The 20,330-nt window shown below is 74.0% G+C and carries 16 protein-coding genes and 4 pseudogenes; 5 read left to right on the forward strand and 15 right to left on the reverse strand.

The window, feature by feature from the left end; genetic code table 11:
* Positions 1-274: 274 nt before the first annotated feature.
* Entirely contained in the window at positions 275-1,054 is a 780-nt protein-coding gene (locus tag V9U70_RS11340; protein WP_336674415.1) for a GntR family transcriptional regulator, read from the reverse strand.
* A gap of 16 nt (positions 1,055-1,070) precedes the next feature.
* Between V9U70_RS11340 and V9U70_RS11345 the strand changes: the two genes are divergently transcribed.
* From V9U70_RS11345 to V9U70_RS11360, 4 genes are all read left to right on the forward strand, one after another.
* Positions 1,071-1,559: an NUDIX hydrolase gene (locus tag V9U70_RS11345; protein WP_336674535.1), complete on the forward strand. Its 489-nt coding sequence runs from the start codon at positions 1,071-1,073 to the stop codon at positions 1,557-1,559.
* Between the two features lie 216 nt (positions 1,560-1,775).
* Positions 1,776-3,440, forward strand: coding sequence for an energy-dependent translational throttle protein EttA (gene ettA / locus V9U70_RS11350; protein ID WP_336674417.1), 1,665 nt, complete (start codon positions 1,776-1,778; stop codon positions 3,438-3,440).
* A gap of 5 nt (positions 3,441-3,445) precedes the next feature.
* Entirely contained in the window at positions 3,446-3,868 is a 423-nt protein-coding gene (locus tag V9U70_RS11355) for an acyl-CoA thioesterase (protein ID WP_336674419.1), read from the forward strand.
* Positions 3,865-4,569, forward strand: a complete 705-nt coding sequence (locus V9U70_RS11360) for a DUF8010 domain-containing protein (RefSeq protein WP_336674420.1) — start codon at positions 3,865-3,867, stop codon at positions 4,567-4,569. The genes V9U70_RS11355 and V9U70_RS11360 overlap by 4 nt, the downstream gene beginning before the upstream one ends.
* Before the next feature lie 233 nt (positions 4,570-4,802).
* On the opposite strand, the pseudogene V9U70_RS30550 reads toward V9U70_RS11360, so the two are convergent.
* Both V9U70_RS30550 and V9U70_RS11365 read right to left on the reverse strand, forming a co-directional pair.
* Positions 4,803-5,002: pseudogene (locus V9U70_RS30550) on the reverse strand (hypothetical protein); the annotation flags it as partial.
* Positions 5,003-5,021: 19 nt separating this feature from the next.
* The gene (locus tag V9U70_RS11365) at positions 5,022-5,423 is read right to left on the reverse strand and encodes a globin (RefSeq protein WP_336674421.1); all 402 of its coding nucleotides are present in this window, start codon (positions 5,421-5,423) and stop codon (positions 5,022-5,024) included.
* 220 nt (positions 5,424-5,643) lie between these two features.
* On the opposite strand from V9U70_RS11365, the gene V9U70_RS11370 reads away from it, so the two are divergent.
* Positions 5,644-6,642 carry a methyltransferase domain-containing protein gene (locus V9U70_RS11370; RefSeq protein ID WP_336674422.1) on the forward strand — a complete coding sequence of 333 codons (999 nt, stop codon included), beginning with the start codon at positions 5,644-5,646 and terminating at the stop codon, positions 6,640-6,642.
* Between the two features lie 15 nt (positions 6,643-6,657).
* On the opposite strand, the gene V9U70_RS11375 is transcribed toward V9U70_RS11370, so the two are convergent.
* The 12 genes and pseudogenes from V9U70_RS11375 to V9U70_RS11430 form a co-directional block, all read right to left on the reverse strand.
* Positions 6,658-8,133, reverse strand: coding sequence for an FHA domain-containing protein (locus V9U70_RS11375; protein ID WP_336674424.1), 1,476 nt, complete (start codon positions 8,131-8,133; stop codon positions 6,658-6,660).
* Between the two features lie 156 nt (positions 8,134-8,289).
* Positions 8,290-8,655 (reverse strand): annotated as a pseudogene (locus tag V9U70_RS30555) (hypothetical protein); the annotation flags it as partial.
* 55 nt (positions 8,656-8,710) lie between these two features.
* On the reverse strand, positions 8,711-10,117 hold the full coding sequence (locus V9U70_RS11380; protein ID WP_336674426.1) for a PP2C family protein-serine/threonine phosphatase: 1,407 nt from the start codon (positions 10,115-10,117) through the stop codon (positions 8,711-8,713).
* 2 nt (positions 10,118-10,119) lie between these two features.
* Positions 10,120-11,380: pseudogene (locus V9U70_RS11385) on the reverse strand (tetratricopeptide repeat protein); the annotation flags it as partial.
* Positions 11,381-11,705: 325 nt separating this feature from the next.
* On the reverse strand, positions 11,706-13,058 hold the full coding sequence (locus V9U70_RS11390; protein ID WP_336674427.1) for a coiled-coil domain-containing protein: 1,353 nt from the start codon (positions 13,056-13,058) through the stop codon (positions 11,706-11,708).
* A 93-nt stretch (positions 13,059-13,151) separates the two neighbouring features.
* Complete coding sequence (locus V9U70_RS11395; protein ID WP_336674428.1) at positions 13,152-13,820, reverse strand: type 2 periplasmic-binding domain-containing protein; 669 nt, start codon at positions 13,818-13,820, stop codon at positions 13,152-13,154.
* Positions 13,821-13,894: 74 nt separating this feature from the next.
* Positions 13,895-14,515, reverse strand: coding sequence for a hypothetical protein (locus V9U70_RS11400; RefSeq protein WP_336674430.1), 621 nt, complete (start codon positions 14,513-14,515; stop codon positions 13,895-13,897).
* Positions 14,516-14,897: 382 nt separating this feature from the next.
* Positions 14,898-15,872, reverse strand: a complete 975-nt coding sequence (locus tag V9U70_RS11405) for an N-acetylglucosamine kinase (RefSeq protein ID WP_336674432.1) — start codon at positions 15,870-15,872, stop codon at positions 14,898-14,900.
* Entirely contained in the window at positions 15,863-17,128 is a 1,266-nt protein-coding gene (locus tag V9U70_RS11410; RefSeq protein ID WP_336674434.1) for a 6-phospho-beta-glucosidase, read from the reverse strand. The genes V9U70_RS11405 and V9U70_RS11410 overlap by 10 nt, the downstream gene beginning before the upstream one ends.
* Before the next feature lies 1 nt (position 17,129).
* A pseudogene (locus V9U70_RS11415) lies at positions 17,130-17,392 on the reverse strand (carbohydrate ABC transporter permease); the annotation flags it as partial.
* Positions 17,393-17,612: 220 nt separating this feature from the next.
* Positions 17,613-18,842, reverse strand: coding sequence for an ROK family transcriptional regulator (locus V9U70_RS11425; protein ID WP_336674436.1), 1,230 nt, complete (start codon positions 18,840-18,842; stop codon positions 17,613-17,615).
* Positions 18,843-19,020: 178 nt separating this feature from the next.
* Positions 19,021-20,082, reverse strand: a complete 1,062-nt coding sequence (locus tag V9U70_RS11430; RefSeq protein WP_336674438.1) for a mechanosensitive ion channel family protein — start codon at positions 20,080-20,082, stop codon at positions 19,021-19,023.
* Positions 20,083-20,330: the final 248 nt, after the last annotated feature.

The following is a 20,330-nucleotide window of genomic DNA, read 5'->3' on the forward strand; positions in this document are numbered from 1 at the left end:
CTCATCTGAGGTGTTGAGCCCCGGTGTGACGGGGGCCCCTTCTCGGCCGACTGGTCTCCACTCGCCTCGGCCGGAACGGTCACGGCCGCCGTACTGCGGTGGATCACGCTGTGGAGTTGTTGTGCTTGAGGGCATGCAATGCACGGAACCCGAGGGCTCCTGTGCTCCTGCACTCATGTGCAGGAGCTACGTTCATCAGAGTGCCCAACTCCTGTACATGAGTCAACCCGCCGCGAAGGATTTCTTCACGACGGGCTGTGAGGGCATGTGCTGGTCAGTCCCCAGCCGGGATGCGGTAGTCGAGAACGAACTGGTCAGCGGCCATGACCGTGTCACACACCTCAACCACGCGGCCATCTTCGGTTTCCGCGCTCCGTGTCAGGTGGATGACTGGTGATCCCGGGCTGAGGGTGAGAGCGCCCGTCTCTGCCTTGGTCGCCAGGCGGGCGCGCACGGTTTCCACGAACTGACTCAGGGTGTGGCCGTTGTCTTCCAGGCGCGCGTAGATGCCACCACCCCCCGGATTCTCCTCGAACAGCTCCGGGATGTCCTTGGCGATGTCCCAAGGCAGGTAGGACGTGGCTTCCTCGGTCGGTGTCCCATCGCTGAAGTAGAGCCGCCGGCGTGCGAGGACCTTGGTTCCGTCCGGGACCCCCAGGCGCTCCGCTACCTCGCCCGACACCTCGGTGGGGCCGATGTAGAGCACTGTGACGCCCGGCATCTTCCCCGCCTGCTCGGTCTCAGCAAGGTACGCAGCCTTTCCGGCCCGGCGGTGGGATCGCCTGAAGCGGTCCGAAGATTTGCGGCGAACGGGGGGCTGGCTCTTCACGAACGAACCCTTGCCGTGAAGCGTATCGATCAGGCCGGTCGGCCGGAGTTCCGCAACGGCCTTCCGGGCCGTCCCTTGCGAAACGGAATAGCGGGTCATGAGTTCTGACTCGCTGGGGACCTTCTCGCCAGGCTTCAGCACCCCTTCCCTGATCTGCTGAGCGAGGTCGTTGGCGATCTGTAGGTACCGGGGCTGACCGGTGTCCCTAGAGGCTGCTGTGCCCATGTCCTTCTGCTCTCCTATGCTCATATACATGAGTAACGCTACCCAGGAAGGTGCGCCAATGTCGCTGCACTCGGTTTCAGTGGCAGGCGTGGTTGTCCGCGAGGACGGCCGTGTCCTCGCGATCCGACGGGCTGACAACGGTGCTTGGGAGGCTCCGGGTGGCGTTCTGGAGCTGGATGAACGCCCGGAGGACGGTGCCTGCAGGGAGGTGCTGGAGGAAACCGGTATCAAGGTGAACCCGGTCCGCCTCACGGGTGTGTACAAGAACATGACGCGCGGGGTGGTGGCGCTCGTGTTTCGCTGCCGAATGACGGGTGGGAGCGAGCAGACCTCCGAGGAGTCGACCGCCGTGCGATGGCTCACCCGCGAGGAGGTCCCGACACTCATGACGGAGGCGTACGCGGTCCGGGTGCTGGACGCACTAGAAGATTCGGGAACGCAGGTGCGCGCGCACGACGGTCGGCGATTGTTGGATGCCGGGCAGGACGCGGTTTCGGGTGCCTGACCAGCGGGCGGCCCCATGGTGCCGGGCCGTCTGTGGGCCGTCAGGGGCTGACCAATGACGCCCAACGACGACTTTCAACGACCATGACGCGCAGTTGCGTCGTGCCTCTCGCCCGAGGTCAGGAGCCTGCGAACATGCTGGTTTCCCCCGGCCGGTGGCTGTCAGGCAAGATGGGGTGTATCTGCCCACACCTCTATTGCTGCCGGACGGTTTCTCTTGGCTGAGTTCATCTACACCATGCGCAAGACGCGCAAGGCGCACGGCGACAAGGTGATCCTTGATGACGTCACCTTGAACTTCCTGCCCGGCGCGAAGATCGGTGTCGTGGGGCCCAACGGGGCCGGCAAGTCCACGGTGCTGAAGATCATGGCGGGCCTGGAGCAGCCGTCCAACGGCGACGCCTTCCTCTCCCCGGGCTTCAGCGTCGGCATCCTCATGCAGGAGCCGAAGCTGGACGAGGAGAAGACGGTCCTGGAGAACGTCCAGGACGGAGCCGCCGAGATCATGGGCAAGCTCAAGCGTTTCAACGAGGTCGCCGAGCTGATGGCGACCGACTACTCCGACGCGCTGATGGAGGAGATGGGCAAGCTCCAGGAGGACCTGGACCACGCCAACGCGTGGGACCTGGACGCCCAGCTGGAGCAGGCCATGGACGCGCTGGGCTGCCCGCCCGGCGACTGGCCCGTCACCAACCTCTCCGGTGGTGAGAAGCGCCGCGTCGCGCTCTGCAAGCTCCTCATCGAGGCCCCGGACCTGCTCCTCCTCGACGAGCCCACCAACCACCTCGACGCCGAGTCGGTGAACTGGCTGGAGCAGCACCTCTCGAAGTACGCGGGCTGCGTCATCGCCGTCACCCACGACCGGTACTTCCTGAACAACGTCGCCGAGTGGATTCTCGAGCTCGACCGCGGCCGCGCGATCGCCTACGAGGGCAACTACTCCACGTACCTCGACAAGAAGGCCACCCGCCTCAAGGTCGAGGGCCGTAAGGACGAGAAGCGGCAGAAGCGGCTCAAGGAGGAGCTGGAGTGGGTCCGCTCCAACGCCAAGGGCCGCCAGACCAAGTCCAAGTCCCGTCTCGCCCGGTACGAGGAGATGGCGGCAGAGGCGGACAAGATGCGGAAGCTGGACTTCGAGGAGATCCAGATTCCGCCGGGCCCGCGCCTCGGTTCCATCGTCGTCGAGGTCGAGAACCTCTCGAAGGCCTTCGGTGACAAGGTCCTGATCGAGGACCTGTCGTTCACGCTGCCCCGCAACGGCATCGTCGGCGTCATCGGCCCGAACGGCGCCGGCAAGACCACGCTGTTCAAGATGATCCAGGGCCTGGAGACGCCCGACTCCGGTTCGATCAAGGTCGGCGACACGGTCAAGATCTCCTACGTCGACCAGTCCCGCGCCAACATCGACCCCAAGAAGACCCTCTGGGCCGTCGTGTCGGACGAGCTGGACTACATCAACGTCGGCCAGGTCGAGATGCCCTCGCGCGCCTACGTCTCCGCGTTCGGCTTCAAGGGCCCTGACCAGCAGAAGCCGGCCGGCGTCCTGTCCGGTGGCGAGCGCAACCGCCTCAACCTGGCGCTGACGCTCAAGGAGGGCGGCAACCTGCTGCTCCTCGACGAGCCCACCAACGACCTGGACGTCGAGACGCTCTCCTCGCTGGAGAACGCCCTCCTGGAGTTCCCGGGCGCGGCTGTGGTCATCTCCCACGACCGCTGGTTCCTGGACCGTGTCGCCACGCACATCCTCGCCTACGAGGGCGACTCCCGGTGGTACTGGTTCGAGGGCAACTTCGAGTCGTACGAGAAGAACAAGGTCGAGCGCCTCGGCCCGGACGCGGCCCGCCCGCACCGTGCCACGTACAAGAAGCTCACGCGAGGCTGATCGTCTTGGCTCGGCACATCTACAGCTGCCCCCTGCGCTGGTCGGACATGGACGCCTTCGGCCACGTCAACAACGTGGTCTTCCTCCGCTACCTGGAGGAGGCGCGCATCGACTTCATGTTCCGGCTGGCGCCCGGGGACGGTTCGCCGTCGTTCGCGGGCGGGTCCGTCGTGGCCCGGCACGAGATCGACTACGTACGGCCGCTGGTCCACCGGCACGAGCCGGTGACCGTGGAGTCCTGGGTCACACGGCTGGGCGCCGCGTCGCTGACGATCGCTTATGAGATCAAGGACGTCGACCAGGTGTACGTCCGGGCCTCGACCGTCGTGGTGCCCTACGACCTGGCGGCGGAGCGGCCCCGGCGGATCTCCGCGGAGGAGAAGCTCTTCCTCCAGGAGTACCTGGCAGAGGAGCCCGCCGCGGTATGACGGTGCCTGTGAGGTCGCTGCGGTTCGCCGACGCGAGGGAGGCGGCGGCTCTCGCCGCCTTCCTCGGCCGGCTCCTCCACTACGACCGGGCCGCCGCCGTCCGGTTGCAGGCGGGCGGCGGCGGTGCCCTGGCCGTGTTCGGCCGCCCGCCCTCCTTCGATGTCCTCGCGATCCGCACGTCCCGTCTGGCCCGTCCCGAGGCGCTCGACGTCACGGTGTCGGCCGGGGAGCTGCTGGAGTCCCTCGACGCCCCCGGCCCGCAGGACGACGGGCCCGGGGGCGGCGCCCTGCCCCCCGTGGTCACCGGGCCGCCCTGGACCGGGGTCCTGCCGCCCCGGGGGCCCTGGCGGGAGCAGGAGGGACTGCCCGGGCCCGACGTCCTGAGCGCCGCGCTGGAGGACGCCGTCACCGAGTTCCGCGCCCGGGACGAGGAGCTGCCCGAGAACCGGCGCACCCGGACCGAACGGGACCGCATCGGCCGGGAGATCTGGTCCCGCCCGGTCGGCACGACGGACCTGCCGCTGCGCGCCGTGCACGCCGCCCAGTCCCTCGGCTTCCTGCGCGCCGCCCCCGACTTCCCTCTCTCGCTGCTCTCCGCGGGCGGCTGGCTGCGCCTGCGGACCCCGTTCGGCTCGATCGCCCTGCGCCGTGACCCGACCGGCGGACTCGGCGCGCTGGGGCTGACCGTCGGACGCGGCTGAACCGCCGCTCTCCCCGGGCGTACGGCCGGACCGCGGCTTCCCCTCCGTGCCTCCCGCTGTCTGCCGCGCCTGCTCCGGCGGCCGCCTCCCGCCTTGCCGGACGAGTCCCCGCCGCTCAGCGCCGTCGTCTCGCTGCTCCGGCGCCCCGGTGGCGCTCTCGGGTGCCCGGGGAGCGTCCGGCCGCACTCCGATGTGGTCCTGCTCCAGCTCCAGCAGCACCCGGTGCACCATACGAAGTGGGTGAGGTCGGGCTCGCCGCGCCGGGCAGCCGGAGCCTGCAGGCTGCGCGGCAGCGCGTACGGCCCCCGAACTCTCCAGCTTCACCACGGTCACAGGCGCGCCCGTCGAAGGCGCCCCGGGCCGCCTCGCGGACGGCGTCGTCGGCCTCCGTGCGCCAGACATGGTCCACGGAGGCGGAGACGGTGAGCGCGGCCAGGAGCGATCAGAAGTGATCAGTCGGCGGTGTTGACCATCGAGGCGGCGGCGTACGTCAGGTAGTCCCACAACTGCCGCTCGTGCTCGGGCGCGAGATCCAGCTCGTCCAGCGCGACCCGCATATGGGCCAGCCAGGCGTCATGGGCCGCGCGGTCCACCCGGAACGGCGCGTGCCGCATCCGCAGCCGCGGATGGCCCCGGCGGTCGCTGTAGGTGCGCGGGCCGCCCCAGTACTGCATGAGGAACAGGGCGAACCGCTCCTCTGCGGGGCCCAGGTCCTCCGGGTACATGGGCCGCAGCAGATCGTCGCCCGCCACACCCTCGTAGAAGCGGCGGACCAGGCGCCGGAACGTGGCCTCGCCACCGACCTGCTCGTAAAAGGTCTGCTCCTGAAGCGTGTCGCGCGGAATCTCTGTCACCCGTCCATGGTCGCAGACGGACCGGCCGAGGACAGGGGTCCTAGGACCAAGGACCGGTCCGCCCCGCCGTACCGGGCCCGCGACGCCCTCTCTCGCGTCGCGCCGGGGCCGAGGGGCCTCTCCCGCCCCGCACGGCACGCCCTCTCTCCCGCCCCGGTTCACAGCGCGCTCTCCCGCCACGCCGCTGGCCTCTCCCGCCCGGCCGCAGGACAGTGGGTACATGGGCCCGCACCGGAACGATCCCCCCGGCCTCGACGCCGAGGCCGACGACGCGCGGCAGGCCCTGGTGCGGGAGATCCTCGCGCGGGGCGGCCTCACCGACCCCGCCTGGCGCGCCGCCTTCGAACAGGTGCCCCGCCATCTGTTCGTGCCGTACTACTACGTGCACGGCGTCCGGGGCTACGAGCGCCTCCGGGGCGAGGACCCCGACCCTGAGCGCCGCGGACGCTGGCTGCGCGGGGTCTACGCGGACGAGCCCCTCGCCACCCGCCTGCGCGACGGCGAACTCGTCTCGTCCTCCAGCCAGCCGTCCCTGATGGCCCTGATGCTCGACGCCCTCGACGTGCACGACGGGCACACGGTCCTGGAGATCGGCACCGGACCCGGCTACAATGCCGCGCTGCTCTCCCACCGCCTGGGCGAGCGGGCGGTGACCACCGTCGACCTGGACCCCGAGATCACCGAACCGGCCCGCCGCCACCTCGCCGCAGCGGGGTACCGGCCCACGGTGGTCACCGGCGACGGGGCGCGGGGCTGCCCCCGGCACGCCCCGTACGACCGGATCATCGCCACCTGCACCCTGCCGTCCGTGCCGCAGGCCTGGCCGGAACAGTGCCGCCCGGGGGCGTGCGTCCTCGCGCCGTTCGCCACCGGGCTCATCGCGCTCCGGGTCCACGCGACCGCGCGGGGACCGTGCGCCGAGGGGCGCTTCCTGCACACCCCGGCGCACTTCGTGCCCCTGCGCGGAGCGCTGCCGCTCCCCGCCGGGCTTCCACGCCTGCGCGGACTGCCGCGCCGGGCGGCCGGCGACGACCTCTTCCGGTTCCTGCTCACCCTGACGGCGGGCGTCCTGGACCCGCACGAGGCCCTCTCCCTGTGGGAGCGCGAGGGACGCCCGCAGCGGGAGAGGTACGGCGTCACGGTCGGCCGGGGCGGGCAGTGGGCCTGGCTCGACGACCCGCGGGGCCCGTACACCTGGCCGATCGACGGCGGAGGGTGAGGGCCCCGACCGCCTTCAGTCCCGGCGGACCGTGATCGTCGTCCACGCTCCGACGTGCACCTGGTCGCCGTCCTGGAGCGGCACGGGGACGTAGGGCTGGATCGGGTCCTCGGCCCCGTTCAGCGTCGTGCCGTTGGTGGAGTTCTGATCGACGACCGCCCAGCCGCCGTCCGGCTGCTGCACCAGCACCGCGTGCTGGTGCGAGACGCCCGGGTCCTCCGGCGGCGCCGACAGGTCGATGTCGGGGGACTCGCCGGTGCTCTGCCGCCGGCGTCCGATGGTGACCTGGCTCCCGCTGAGCGCAAGACGCTGCTCCGGGGAGTACGCGGGCAGGTTCAGCCCGGTCGCCTCCGGGCCGCTGCGCTGCATCATCGCGAGGAAGTACTCACGGTCCGGAGCGATGACGGCGGTCCACGACGCGGACTGCTGGGGACGGCCCTGGCCGGGGACCCCGCCGTGCGGCCTGCCCTGCTCGGGCCTGCCCCGGTCGTACCCCTGGTCCTGGCCGTGGTGCTGACCCTGCCGGTCGTATCCCTGGTCCTGGCCGTGGTGCGGGCCCGGCTGCTGGAACTGCTGCGGCGGCTGGGCCTGGGAGGGCGGCGGCAGCATCCAGTCGTCCCCGCCGTCGGTACGGTCGGACGGCTGCGGCGGCGCAGGCGGGGCCGACTGCTGCCGACGCGGCTCGAACGCCGAGGGCTGCTGCGGTTCGAACGGCGAGGGCTTCTGGGGTTCGTACGGCGAGGGCCTCTGCGGTTCGAACGGCGAGGACCCCTGGGGATCGTACGGCGAGGACTGCTGCGGCTCGAACGCCGACGGGGCCGGCCGCTGCTGCTGCGCCTGGCGCCCCTGCTGGAACGAGGGCGGAGCCAAAGGCCCCTGCTGGAACGAGGGCGGCGGGGGCCCTCCCCGGCCGCCGTCCCCCTGCGGGCCGCCCCGCTCCGGGGCGGGAGGCTCGGCGGGGCGGTGCACCTGCGAGGGGCTCGGACCCGGGAAGTCGAACGAGTCGCGCGACGGGGGCGCGCCGACGGGCCCGCGCTGGTCGCTGCGGCCACCGGGTCCGCTCTGGCCGCCGGGTCCGCCCTGGCCGCCCGGCCCGCCGGGCCCGTGCTGGGACTGGAAACCGGGCGGCAGGTTGAGACCGGGCGGGGGCCCGCCGTGACCCCCGGGACCGGCCGGCCCGCCGGGGCCGCTCTGCGGGGAGAGAGGGGTGTAGGAGGTCGCCGTGCTGGTGAGGAAGTCCCAGCGGCACTCCTCGCAGAACGGCGCCATCGCCTCGCGCGGCGTACGGCACTGCGGGCAGAGTTCGGCCTGCGCGGGGGGCCGGCCGCTGTCGGAGCCGGGGCCCTGCGGATAGCCGTAACCGGGCGCGGGCGGAGGCGGCGGGGGCGGGGGCACCGCGCCCGTGGGCGCACCGCCGGCGGCCATGCGGTGGCCGCAGACCTCGCACCAGTCCTCGGAACCCGACTGGTGTCCGTTCGGGCAGGTCGGCATGTCGGCGCTTCCCCCTCTCCTCTTCCGGCCGCGGAGGCCGTCATGCTGTCGATCGCGGCGTCGTCGCTCAGCGAATGCGTCAGGTGTTCCGTGCTGACGGCGCGGTGGCCGCACCATGGTATTTGTTCCCGTGCGCGCCTGGGCAGAGCGCGTCCCGAGGGCCGCCCCGTCCGCTTCCGCCGCCTTCGCCGTCAGTCGCACAGTACCGGTCGCCATGTCGACGACGGCGACCCCCTTCGAAAGCAGTTTCGCAGGGCCCCGGCTTCCGGAGGTCGGCCCCGGCCCGAAGCGTTCGCCCCGGCCCGGTCGTCGCCCCGGCGCAGTCGCCCGACTCGTGTGCGCCCGGCCCTCCGTGGAGGAGGCGGGCCCGTTCGGCCCGAGCCGTGCAGTGCGCGACCCGCGGATCGACCACCGTCGCCCTCGCGATGCCGTGGTCCACGCGGCTCGCACGACCCCCTGCGGCAAGGGCGGCGCAGAGCCCCTGCCCCGAGAGGCGAGGGCGGCGGCTGTGACGTCTTTCACGTCTCCTCCGGGGCAAAGGAGCGCGAAGGGACCGGGGGCCGGGCGGAGCGAGGGCTCACGCCGGGCCGCAGGCCGGCCCCTCCCCCTCGGCCTCCACGGAGAACGGCAGCAGGGCCACGGTCACGTTGTCGTGGCCCCCGCTGTCGAGCGCGTGCCCGACGAGCACCTGCGCCGCCCGTAGCGGACGGTCCCGGGCGTCGGCCGGTACGGCGGCGGCCATCTCCTCCGCGGATTCCGCGTAGTTCCACAGGCCGTCCGTGCAGACCACCACCAGCCCCGGCCGGTCCGGCTTGAACGCGGCGGTGTGCGGCTCCAGTTCGTACGCGTCGGCGCCCAGCCAGCCGGTGATGGCGTGGGCCCGCTCGTCCGCGTGGGCCTCGGTCTCGCTCATCAGGCCGGCCGCCACCATCTGCGCGGCCCAGGAGTCGTCCTCGGTGAGCCGGGCGGACGGGCCGGACCGGTCCTCCGGCACCCAGTAGACCCGGCTGTCGCCGACCCAGCCGACGATCAGCAGACCGCCCGCCATGATCGCGCCGACCAGGGTGCAGGCCGGGGCGTTCTGCTGGTGGTGTGCTTCGTGCTCCACAGCCCCGGCCGGCTCCTGCGCCAAGGCGTTGACCGCATCGGAGGCGGCGAGGATCGCCTCGTGCATCGCCCGCTGTGGCTGCGTGCCCCGGGGCAGCGACTCCAGCAGCGCCGCGTTGGCGGCGCTCGCCGCGGCAGCCGACGCCTCGTCGGGCCGGCTCGCGGAGGAGACGCCGTCGCACACGATCGCGACGACGGCGGGCGAGCCGTCCGGCAGGGCGGTCGAGGAGACCGCGAAGGAGTCCTCGTTGCGGTGGTGGCGCAACCCCCGGTCACTGACGGCCGCCACCGTGTCGAGCTCCCGCTCCACGTGGTCGCGCTCGCGGGGTTGGGCGTGCCCGCAGTTCTCGCAGGAGCCGTCGCGTGCCACCCGGCCCGCCCGGCAGGCCACACAGACCTCCAGCCCGGGGGCGGGGGCGGCGGGGGGCGGCGTGGCCGCGTGCTCCGCCGTACGGGGGGCGGGCGCGGCCAGGGGGAAGTCGCCGGAGCCCTCCGCGCCCGTCCCCCCCGTCGCGGCCCGGTCGTCATGGCGCACCGGGTCCGACGCGGACAGCGGCCGACCGCCCGAGTCCGTGCCGGGCAGGTCCGCCGCCCGGTGCAAGGGCGCGGGCACGTCCGCACTGTCCGTCTCCCGGGCGGCGGGCCACGGCGCCGGCGGGGGGACGGCGGGGCCGCCCGGCTCCGGGACCGGGCCCGCGCCGACGGCGGGCGGGACCGCCGGGGGCGCGGGGACGGCCGCCGTGGGCCGGTCGTCCGGGCGGGCCGGCACGGCTGACAGGTCGTAACCGCAGGCCCCGCAGAACAGGTCGCCCGACTCCAGCGGCTCCTCGCAGCCGGGGCACCTCGACAGGGCGGGCTTCTGGTGGCTCTGAGACATCTTCACACCCACGTCCGGGGGCGGAAACGGTTGGCCCGCTCCACCAGTTCGATCCTCTCGTCACCCCGCTGCGCGAGCCGGGCGAGCATGCGGTATGAGCGCTCCAGCCCGAACCGCAGCCCCCGCTCGTCCCGTTCGCAGCCGAGCAGTCGGTGCGCGTCCGGAGCCCCGGCGGCCGGCCCGCCCGGCGCCGGAGCACCGGGACCACCGGAGAGTACCCAGTCCAGCGCCTTGCCCAGAACCTCGGTCGTCAATCGTTCGCGGCGCACCGAATCCAGACCGAAAGCGCTCAGTTCCGTCAGCTGGACGCCGGCGGCCGTCAGATCGGCCGCCAGGTCCTCGCACGGGGAGCGCCCGCGCAGCCGCGCCCGGACCGCGGCGACCCGGGCCGCCGTGCAGTGGACCGACGCCTCCGGCACCGACTCCAGGGTGCTCACCGCCCCGGCCCGGTCCCCGGTGGCGATCCGCACGCGGGCCAGGCCGAACGCGGCGCTGACGTACCCCGGATCGGTCGCCCACACCAGGCGGTAGTACGCGGCGGCGTCGTCCAGCCGGCCCAGCGCCTCGGCGCAGACCGCAAGCGCCGGCTTGGGGGCCGTCCCCCCCGGGGAACGCGTCGTACACCGCGTCGAAGGAGAGCGCGGCGCTCTCGTGGTCGCCGGTCACCAGCGAGGCGACGCCCCGACACCGGACGACCCGCCAGTCGTCCGGGTGTTCACCCTCCAGAGTGGTCAGCGCGCGGTCGGCCACATCCTGCTGCCCCGTCTCCCACCGGGCCCGCAGCTCCCGCAGCCGGGTCTCCAGGCAGGGCGCGGGCGCCGTGTGCAGAGCCGTGATCAGCTCGGCCGGGGCAAAGGCCGTCGACCCGGCGAGGAAACCGGCGTTCGGGTCCGTCACGTCGACCCGGGGGGCCGGCAGCGCCAGTGCGGTGGCCCGCACGTCGAACGGGGCGAGCCGCATCCCCTCGGCACTCGCCTCCGAGGGGCCCTCCGGGGCCGGCGGACCGCTCGGCGCGCCGGGGCCGGGCTCCGCCGCCCGGGGGGCCGGGGCCGGGGTGCGTGCCGGGGGAGCGTACGCGTGGGGAGCGCCGCCGGGCGTGCCGCCCCGGACGTGGGTCGGCGCCGGGGACAGCAGCGGTGCGGCCCCGTCCGGGCCGGGCTGAGCGTCCACCGCGTCGGAGGCGTCAGGGCCCGACGGCTGAGCGCCGATCGGCGCCGCGCCGGCCACCGCGGACGTCACGGCCCCGGGCACGGCCGGCCCCGCGCGGACGTGCCGGACGCCGAGCCGGAGGAACGTACCGAGACGGAACGGGCGGTGGACGCACCGGACAGCGAGCGCGAGAGCCGGCCGGAGACCGGCCGACGCGGGGCCCACGAACCGGAGGAGCGAGAGGAGGGGCGTGAGCCGGAGAGCTGCGACGAGCCGGCGCTGCCGCTGGCCCGGTCGCCGGCCGCGACGTCCCAGGGCGGCGGCCCGGCCATGCCCGCCGGTGGGTCGGCCGGGGCCGGGCCGCAGGCGCCGCAGGACAGCTCGCCGGCCCCCGTGTCCTCGGCGATGCCCGCGCACCCCGGGCGCCGGCAGCGCGCGCTCATCCCGCCTCCCCCCGTCCGCCCGCGTCCGGCCGACCCCGCGGCTCCTCCGGACCGGGCGGCGTGAGCGGCTCCGCCACCGCGCGCTGGTAGCGCAGCACGGCCTGCTCGGCGACGCGCAGATCGCACGGCGCGCTCCACAGCATCCGGCGCGCCGCGTCGTACCGCTCGACGAGCAGCGGGTCTCCCGCCAGGCCATGCCGGACCGCCTTCGCCCGGCACGCGTCGAGCCGGCCGCGCAGCTCCGCGCGGATGGCCAGCGGGGCCGTCACCGAGGTCAGCGAGGCACGGGCGCGCAGCAGTTCGTCCTCCGCCTCCCGCTCCAGCGACTCCAGAAGCGGCGACAGCCGGTGCCACTGGGCGTTCCTGCGGTAGGCGGAGGCGGCGGCGAGACGCTCCTGCAGGACGGTCGGGGGCCCGCTGACCGCCGGCACCTCTGAGGCCGCGATCTTGGCCAGCACCTCGCCGCGCGCCGCCCGCGCCTCTGCGAGGGTCCGGTCGGCCCGGGAGAGCACGTCCCGCAGCCGGACCAGGCGCGCCTCCGCGTCCTGCCGGACCGTGAGGACCGCCTCGATCTCCCGGCGTACGTCCTCCAGGGCGCGGGCGGCCCGGTCGTAGCGCGAGGTGTCGGGGCGGCCGCCGCCGGGCGCGGCGCTGCCCGGCCCCGGCAGCCAGAACGCCAGCGGGTCCGAGACCACCTGGACCCGCAGGGTGGCCAGCTCCTCCGTGATCTCCGCCAGATCGTCCCCGGCCGGGTGCTCGCCGGGCCGCACCCCCACGGAGTGCGCCAGCGAACGGGTGCGGCGCAGCTCGGCCGCGAGCAGGTCGATCCGGGCGGGCAGCGCCGACCACACGGAATCGGCGGCGACGACCATGTCCAGGGAGCGGGCGTACAGCTCGTTCATCCGCGCGACCAGCTCGTGGAGCGTGAAGCGCTCGGAGAGCCGGGCCGGGCCCGTGACCGCGGACGGCGGCACCGCCCCCGTGTTCGCCACGGTGACCGCGTCGCCGCGCAGCAGTTCCGTCAGCGCGCTCAGGTCGTCACGGTTCGGGTGACGCCGTCGCGCCCGGATCTCCCGGGCCTCGGACAACGCCCTGGCGTAGGCGTCGAAATACCCCCACAGCAGCGTGATCGACTGCTCGGTCGTGGCCCAGCGCTCCCGGGTCGCGCCGGTCAGCTCGGCGCCCTCCAGGAGCCGGCGGCCGGCATGGTCCTGGAGGGCGAGGAGCGAGGTCTCGATGGCCTCGTGCTCCGCGCCGAGCCGGGCCAGCTCACGGTCCGCCTCCTCCCGGTCCATCACCGGGCCGGGGGGCCTCCCCGTGAAACCGGGGAAGGAGCCCGCGACGCTCATCGATCACCTCTCCGCTCTCCCCGCCGGGCGGTCGGCCCGGCGGGGTCACTCGCCTCTGTCTGCTCGGCCCGTACGCACCGTGGTCGTACGGGGTCAGTCACTGCGGTACTCGGGCACGGGCGGCGCCGTCATCCCGGGCAGGACACGGGCCAGCCACGTGTCGTAGGCCGCCGTCCAGTCGCTCTTCGCGCCGCCCGCCCGGTAGTCGGCGAGGACCTTGTTCACCCGGGCCGCCAGGTCGTCCGCACCCTTCTTCGCACCGACGCCGTAGTACTCCGTGGTGAACGGCGCCTTCCCCTTCAGCTCGACGGTCGGGTCCTGCGCCGCCTGGCCGGCCGCCAGGGCGTTGTCCGTGACGATTGCGTCGACCTCGCCGAGCTGGAGCCGCGCCAGGCAGTCCAGCTGGTTGGGCACGGTCAGCACGTCCGGGTCCTGCTCGGTGCCGTCCAGGGCGTCCTCGGCGATCGCCCGCACCAGGTCGATGTCGAACCCTCCGAGCCGGCGGGTCTCCGGATCGCGGTAGCCCCAGCGGAAGCTGTTCTGGTCGACGCCCGCCACCAGCTTGCCGCGCTTCTTGATCCGGTCGATGCTCGGCCCGCCGCCCCCCGACGCGGGCGGGATCACCTCCGGCTCGGTGCACGCGTCGGCCCGCGCCTGCACGGCCGCCGGCCCGCCCGCGGGACCCGCACCGGCCGGCCCGCCGCTGTGGCGGGCCAGCGGCAGCAGGGTGACCGCGGCGGTGACGGCGCACGCGACCGCCATCCCCGCCACGCCGCCCCAGCCGCGCAGGCCGGTCCGCGTCCGCCGGCCGGGTGGTCCGGCCGTCGCCGCCCCCCTCACCGGTACTCCGCGAGCCTGCGGTTGACCCCGGCGATGACGGCGACGGCCCCCAGCACCGCCAGCGCCGCGGCCCCCGCCGGCAGACCCCGCAGGGCGCCTCGCCCGCTCTCGGCCGCGACGGTGAACTCCTCCTGCTCGTGGGCGAGGGCCTCTTGGAGCGCGGCGCCCACCTGCTGGAAGGACTGCCCGGTGGAGCCGTCCGCTCCGACGACCCGCTCCAGCGCGCCCTCGTAGTCCTCGCGGTACTGCTCGCGGACATCGTCGGGCTCCTGCGCGCCGGCGAGGAAACCACCGGCAGCCGCGGTGTCCGCGTCCGCCAGCGCGCGGTAGATGCTCGCCGCGTCGGCGCTGAGCGGCTGACTGCGGCTCACCACGTCGTCGTCGGCGGCGGCCCGCCGCGCGACCTCCAGGGCGGCCAGTGCGCCGAACGCGACGACGGCCAGGGCGAGAACGGCCCCGGTCGCCTGGAGCCGGCCGGGCTCGGACCTCGTCACACCGCGCAGCCGCCGCGCTTGGGCCCCCCAGGCGCTCCGGCGCTGCGCCGGGACGCCGACGGGCGCGGGCGCCGGGACCGGCGCACGCCGCGCGGACGAGCCGCCGCTCGGCGGGTATGTCACTCGGCCTCCCCCTCGGTCATGGACGGCGGCGCCGCCCCCGGCCGGTCGGAGGCTGACGCCCGGCCAGAAGTATGGCCGCAGGGACGGACGCCCCTACCGGGAACGCCTTGATCCCGCACCGGTCCCCGCATTCGACCAGGGCGGACGCAGTCGATCAAGGCGGCCGGTGCGGGGCGCCCGGGAACCTCCCCATCAGCGCCCCGGTCCACTGCGGCGCCCCCGAACCGTCACGAGTCCGCCCGAAGGCGGCCGGACTCCACCCCGTACACGTATGGGCCGTCCGATCGGTTCCCCGGCGCCCCTCCTGTCCCTCGTACGAGGGGCGCCCCGCCGCGATGTGCGGTGGGGCGCCCCGGGGCCCGGCGTACTGCGCGTCGGGCCCTCAGCCGTACTGCGCGCGCAGCCTGCGGTGGACCTGGGGGGCCGCGCCCGTGCGGTCCAGGCCCAGCAGGGCCGCCCCCAGCACCGGCGGCTCCAAGACGACGCGCACCGCGGCCTTCGGCGCGCGGTCCGCCAGCAGGGCGCCGATCCGTTCGTCCAGCTGCGGATGGCGCGCGGCCAGCACACTGCCGCCCAGCAGCACCGGCGCATCCTCCTCCAGCAGGTCCAGCCGGGCCAGCGCCACCGCCGCCATCGTCGCCACCTCCTGCGCCTGCCGCTCGACCAGGGCCGCCGCCACCGGGTCGCCTGCGGCGGCCGTGGCGAACAGCACCGGTGTCAGCTCGTGCCGGCGGGTCGGCGCGATGGCGCCCCGGTGCAGCGCCTCGATGAGCGCGTACATCGAGGGGAGCCCGAAGTGACCGGGCAGCGTACGGACCAGCTCGGTCGGCCCGCCGCGCCCGTCCTCCGCGCGCGCGGCGCACCACAGCGCCTCCTCCGCGAGCCCCCCGCCGCCGCCCCAGTCGCCCGATATCCGCCCGATCGCGGGGAAGCGGGCGGTCCGGCCGTCCGGAGTCATGCCCACGCAGTTGATCCCCGCCCCGCACACCACGGCCACGCCCCGGGGCTCGTCCACCCCGGCGCGCAGGACCGCGAAGGTGTCGTTGCGCACCTCCACCGTCGACGCCCACGCACGGGCCTCCAGGGCCGCCGTCAACTCGGCCTCCTCGACCGGGAGATCGGCGTTGGCCAGGCACGCGGAGAGATGCCCGGCCGAGTCGAGCGGGCCGGGCAGCGCCGCGACCGCCCGGTCCAGGGTCGCGCCCAGCTCGTCGAGCGCGGCCTCCACTCCCACGACGGGCGGCTGGAAGCCGCCGCCGCGGGCCCTGGAGAGCACCGTGCCGTCCGCGCCGACCAACGCCACATCGGTCTTGCTGTTGCCCGCGTCGACGGCGACGACCGACACGTTCACGCCCACGCGAGGTGCTCCCGGTTGTGGGCGATCAGCCGGTCGGTCAGGCCCTCGGCCTGCTCGTACTGGCCGATCAGCGGGTGGGCGAGCAGCGCCCTGAAGACCCGTTCCCGGCCGCCGCGCAGCGCGGCCTCCAGCGCGAGGTCCTCGTACGCCGTCACGTTGGCGATCAGGCCGGCGTACAGCGGGTCGAGCGCCGGGACGGCCAGTGGTGTCGCACCCTCGTGGCCGACCCGGGCCTGCACCTCGACGACCGCGTCGTCGGGGAGGAACGGCAGGGTGCCGTTGTTGTAGGTGTTGACGACCTGGACCGGCGAACCGCCGTCGCCCAACAGGGAGGCGGCGAGGTCCACGGCCGCCTCCGAGTAGAACGCGCCGCCGCGCTTGGCGAGCAGCCCGGGCTTCTCCTCGAGCGCCGGGTCGCCGTACATCGTGAGCAGCTCCTTCTCCATCGCCGCGACCTCCGCGGCCCGGGACGGCTTGGCGCCGAGCTCCCGGACCACCTCGTCGTGCGCGTAGAAGTACCTCAGGTAGTACGAGGGGACGACGCCGAGCCGGTCCACGAGCCGACGGGGCACGCGCAGGTCGTCGGCGATCGCGTCGCCGTGCTCGGCGAGCAGCCGGGGCAGCACGTTCTCGCCGTCCGGGCCGCCCAGGCGCACGCCCAGCTCCCACGTCAGGTGGTTGAGCCCGACGTGGTCGAGGTGCACCTGGGAGGGGTCCGCCTCCAGCAGCCGGGCGAACTTGCGCTGGAAGCCGATCGCCACGTTGCACAGGCCGACCGCCCGGTGCCCGGCCTGGAGCAGGGCCCGGGTGACGATGCCGACCGGGTTGGTGAAGTCGATGATCCAGGCGTCCGGGTTGGCGCGTCGGACCCGGTCGGCGATGTCCAGGACGACCGGCACGGTGCGCAGGGCCTTGGCGAGTCCGCCGGCGCCGGTCGTCTCCTGGCCGACGCAGCCGCACTCCAGCGGCCAGGTCTCGTCCCTCTCGCGCGCGGCCTGCCCGCCGACGCGCAGTTGGAGCAGGACCGCGTCCGCGTCGGCGACGCCCGCGTCGAGGTCGCCGGTCGTGGTGATCTTCCCGGCGTGGCCCTGCTTGGCGAAGATGCGCCGGGCGAGGCCTCCGACCAGGGCGAGGCGGTCGGCCGCCGGATCGACGAGGACCAGTTCCTCGACCGGCAGCGTGTCGCGCAACCGGGCGAATCCGTCGATCAGTTCGGGGGTGTAGGTGGACCCGCCACCCACTACTGCGAGCTTCATGTCAGCCCTTCGCTCCAGTCAGTGTGACGTCTTCGGCGCATGCCTTCAGGGCAGAGAAGAAGACGGCGATCTCAGGGGCCATGACCAGTACGGTCGCGGCCATGGTCAGGTTCCGGTCGGTGTGGTGCGCGCGTGGATCTGTGGTCCGAAGCGGTCGCCCCAGGCGTTGAAGAACGGGAAGAGGGCGATGGCCGCGATGCCGGGCTCGGCCATCGGCAGCCCGGCGCGGAGCAGGGCGCGGAGCTCGCCGCAGCCGTCGGCCCGCACCGTGATGTGCGGACGGGCCTTCTCGAAGCGGTCGATGTCGTCCTCGACCGCTTTCACCTCGGCGGGCCGGCTCCAGCCGTGCCAGAAGTCGATCGTGGTCTTCGCGTACGGGTCGTCGGAGGCCACAGCGGTGGCGGTGAGGCGGCTGGTGCGCATGGGGGGCTCCCAGGGCCGGGGAAGAGGCGGGACGGCAGGGCGGGAAGAGCGGTGACGCGGATCAGCGCGAGGTGTCGAACACTTCGTCGCGGGTGTCGGCGAGGGCCCGCTCCAGGGCGCCGCGCAGCACGGGGGTACGGTCGATCTCGCCGACGACCAGGCGGGGCCGGGAGGCGGCGAGCTCAAAGAGCTCGGACTGGACCAGCGACCGCAGGACCTCGCCGCCCGCGGCGACCGCCCCGCCGGAGAGCACGATCAGCCCGGGGTCCAGTACGGCGGTGACGGAGGCGAGCCCGGTGGCCAGGCGCTGGGCGTACTGGCGCAGCAGCTCGGCCAGCGCCTCGTCCCGCTCGTGCCCGTCGGCGGCCCGCGCCAGCAGCGCGGCGGCGACCGCGGCGTAGGGCTGCTGGGGGGTCTCGATGCCGAGCGCCTTCGCCAGCCGGGGCACCGCCTGGGCGCCCGCCAGCTCCTGGAAGCCGCCGCTGTTGGCCTTGACGACCTGGCGCACGAGCGGGGTGCCCGGCACCGGCAGGAAGCCGACCTCGCCCGCGCCGCCGGTGAAGCCGCGGTGCAGCCGCCCGTTGATGACGAGGGCGGCGCCGAGGCCCTCCTCGTTCCACAGCAGGACGAAGTCCTCGTGGCCGCGGGCCGCGCCGAGCCGCTGCTCCGCCACGGCGACCAGGTTGACGTCGTTCTCGTACTCCACCGGCATCGGCAGGACCGCGGCCAGTTCCTCCAGCAGGGCGGGGGAGTGCCAGCCGGGCAGGTGCGAGGCGTAGCGCAGGCGCCCGGTGCCCGGGTCGAAGGCGCCCGGGGTGCCGATGACGATCCGGTGGACGTCGGCCCGGGAGAGCCCGGCGTCCTTCACCGCGCCGTCCAGCGCGTCCGTGACCTGGCGCACCGCCCCGTCGGCGCGCCGGCCGGGCGTGGCTAGTTCGAACTCCCCGACCGTCGCCCCGGTCACGTCCGCGACGGCGGCGACGATCCGCCGGCTGTTCACGTCGAGCCCGACCACGTGGGCCGCGCGCGGGTTCACCGTGTAGAGCTGCGCGTTGGGCCCCGGGCGTCCCTCGCTGGTGCCGGTGGCGAGGACCAGCCCGGCCGCCTCCAGCCGGGCCAGCAGCTGCGAGGCCGTGGGCTTGGAGAGGCCGGTCAGCTTTCCGATCCGAGTCCGGGAGAGCGGCCCGTGCTCCAGCAGCAGGTCGAGGGCGGCCCGGTCGTTCATGGCGCGCAGCACCCGGGGGGTCCCCGGGGCGCCGGGAGTGCCGCGGCCCGGAGTGGTTCCCGTCATCGTGGACGCACCGCCTCTGCGAGGGACTCTGTTAGGAAGGTTTCCTGTTCGGATGGGAGGACCGTAGGACGCGGGCCACCGCACCGTCAATGGGCGCCCGCCGTCCGACGCCGAAGAGTTGCCTCGCACGCCGACGCCCCCGGCGGCCGTCGGTCGCCGGGGGCGTGGTGGGAGGGTCCTACTTGTTCATGCCGGCGGGCGGGATCGGCGTCGTCGCCAGGGACTGCGGGGAGACGGACGAGGCGTAGGCGGAGGGGGCGGCCATCGCCGCGGTCGGGTCCGCCGCGCCGCCGTCCGCCTGCGGCGGCGTCTCACCGATCATCCGGATGCCGACGGCGTCCAGGGCCTGCTTGATGCGCCAGCGCAGTTCCCGCTCCACGCCCACGGACTTGCCGGGCATCGTCTTGGCGGAGACCCGGAGCGTCATGGAGTCCAGCAGAACCGCGTCCAGCCCGAGCACCTCGACCGGGCCCCACAGCTGCTCCGACCAGGGCTCTTCCCTCGTCATGGTCTCCGCGGCCGAGGAGATCGCCGCGCGGACGCGCTCCAGGTCCTCCGTCGGGCGCACCGTGACGTCGACGCCCGCGGTCGACCAGCCCTGGCTGAGGTTGCCTATCCGCTTCACCTCGCCGTTGCGGACGTACCAGATCGCGCCGTTCTCTCCGCGCAGCTTGGTGACCCGCAGGCCCACCTCGATGACCTCGCCGGAGGCGACCCCCGCGTCGATGCTGTCCCCGACCCCGTACTGGTCCTCCAGGATCATGAAGACGCCGGAGAGGAAGTCCGTGACCAGGTTGCGGGCGCCGAAGCCCAGGGCCACCCCCGCGACCCCGGCCGAGGCCAGCAGCGGGGCCAGGTTGATCTGGAACGCCCCCAGCACCATCAGGGCGGCCGTGCCCATGATCAGGAAGGAGGCCACCGAGCGCAGCACGGAGCCGATCGCCTCCGAGCGCTGGCGTCTGCGCTCGGCGTTCACCAGCAGCCCGCCGAGCGCGGTGCCCTGCACCGCCTGGGCGCTGCGGTTCATCCGTTCGATCAGATTGGTCAGAGCGCGCCGGATCAGATAGCGCAGGGTGACGGCGACCGCCACGATCAGCACGATGCGCAGACCGGTGCTGAGCCAGATGGACCAGTTCGCCTCGACCCAGCCCGCGGCGTTCCCGGCCTGCTCTGCGGCTTCGTCCAGCGAACCGCCCGGCTCGGGGGAGGGGGCTGCGGCCCGGAATGCGGACAGGGACACGGCGGGGACCTCCAGGCGGACGACGGACGGCCGACAGCACGGACGACGGCTGCGCAATAACAGTAACGAAGCCGGGGCAGCGGATCGTTGCCGCCGGGGAGGGAGATACACGTCTCATCGGGCGCGCCGGGGCGCGGCCGGACGCACGCGGCGGGCGGCCTCCCCGGGCGGCAGGGCCGCCGGACGCCGCGGCCGGTGCGCCGCACCCCCGGGCGTGAGAAATTCCTCCCGGCCCGTTACCCGTACGT

Source organism: Streptomyces pratensis, from assembly GCF_037137275.1.
GTDB lineage: Bacteria > Actinomycetota > Actinomycetes > Streptomycetales > Streptomycetaceae > Streptomyces > Streptomyces pratensis_B.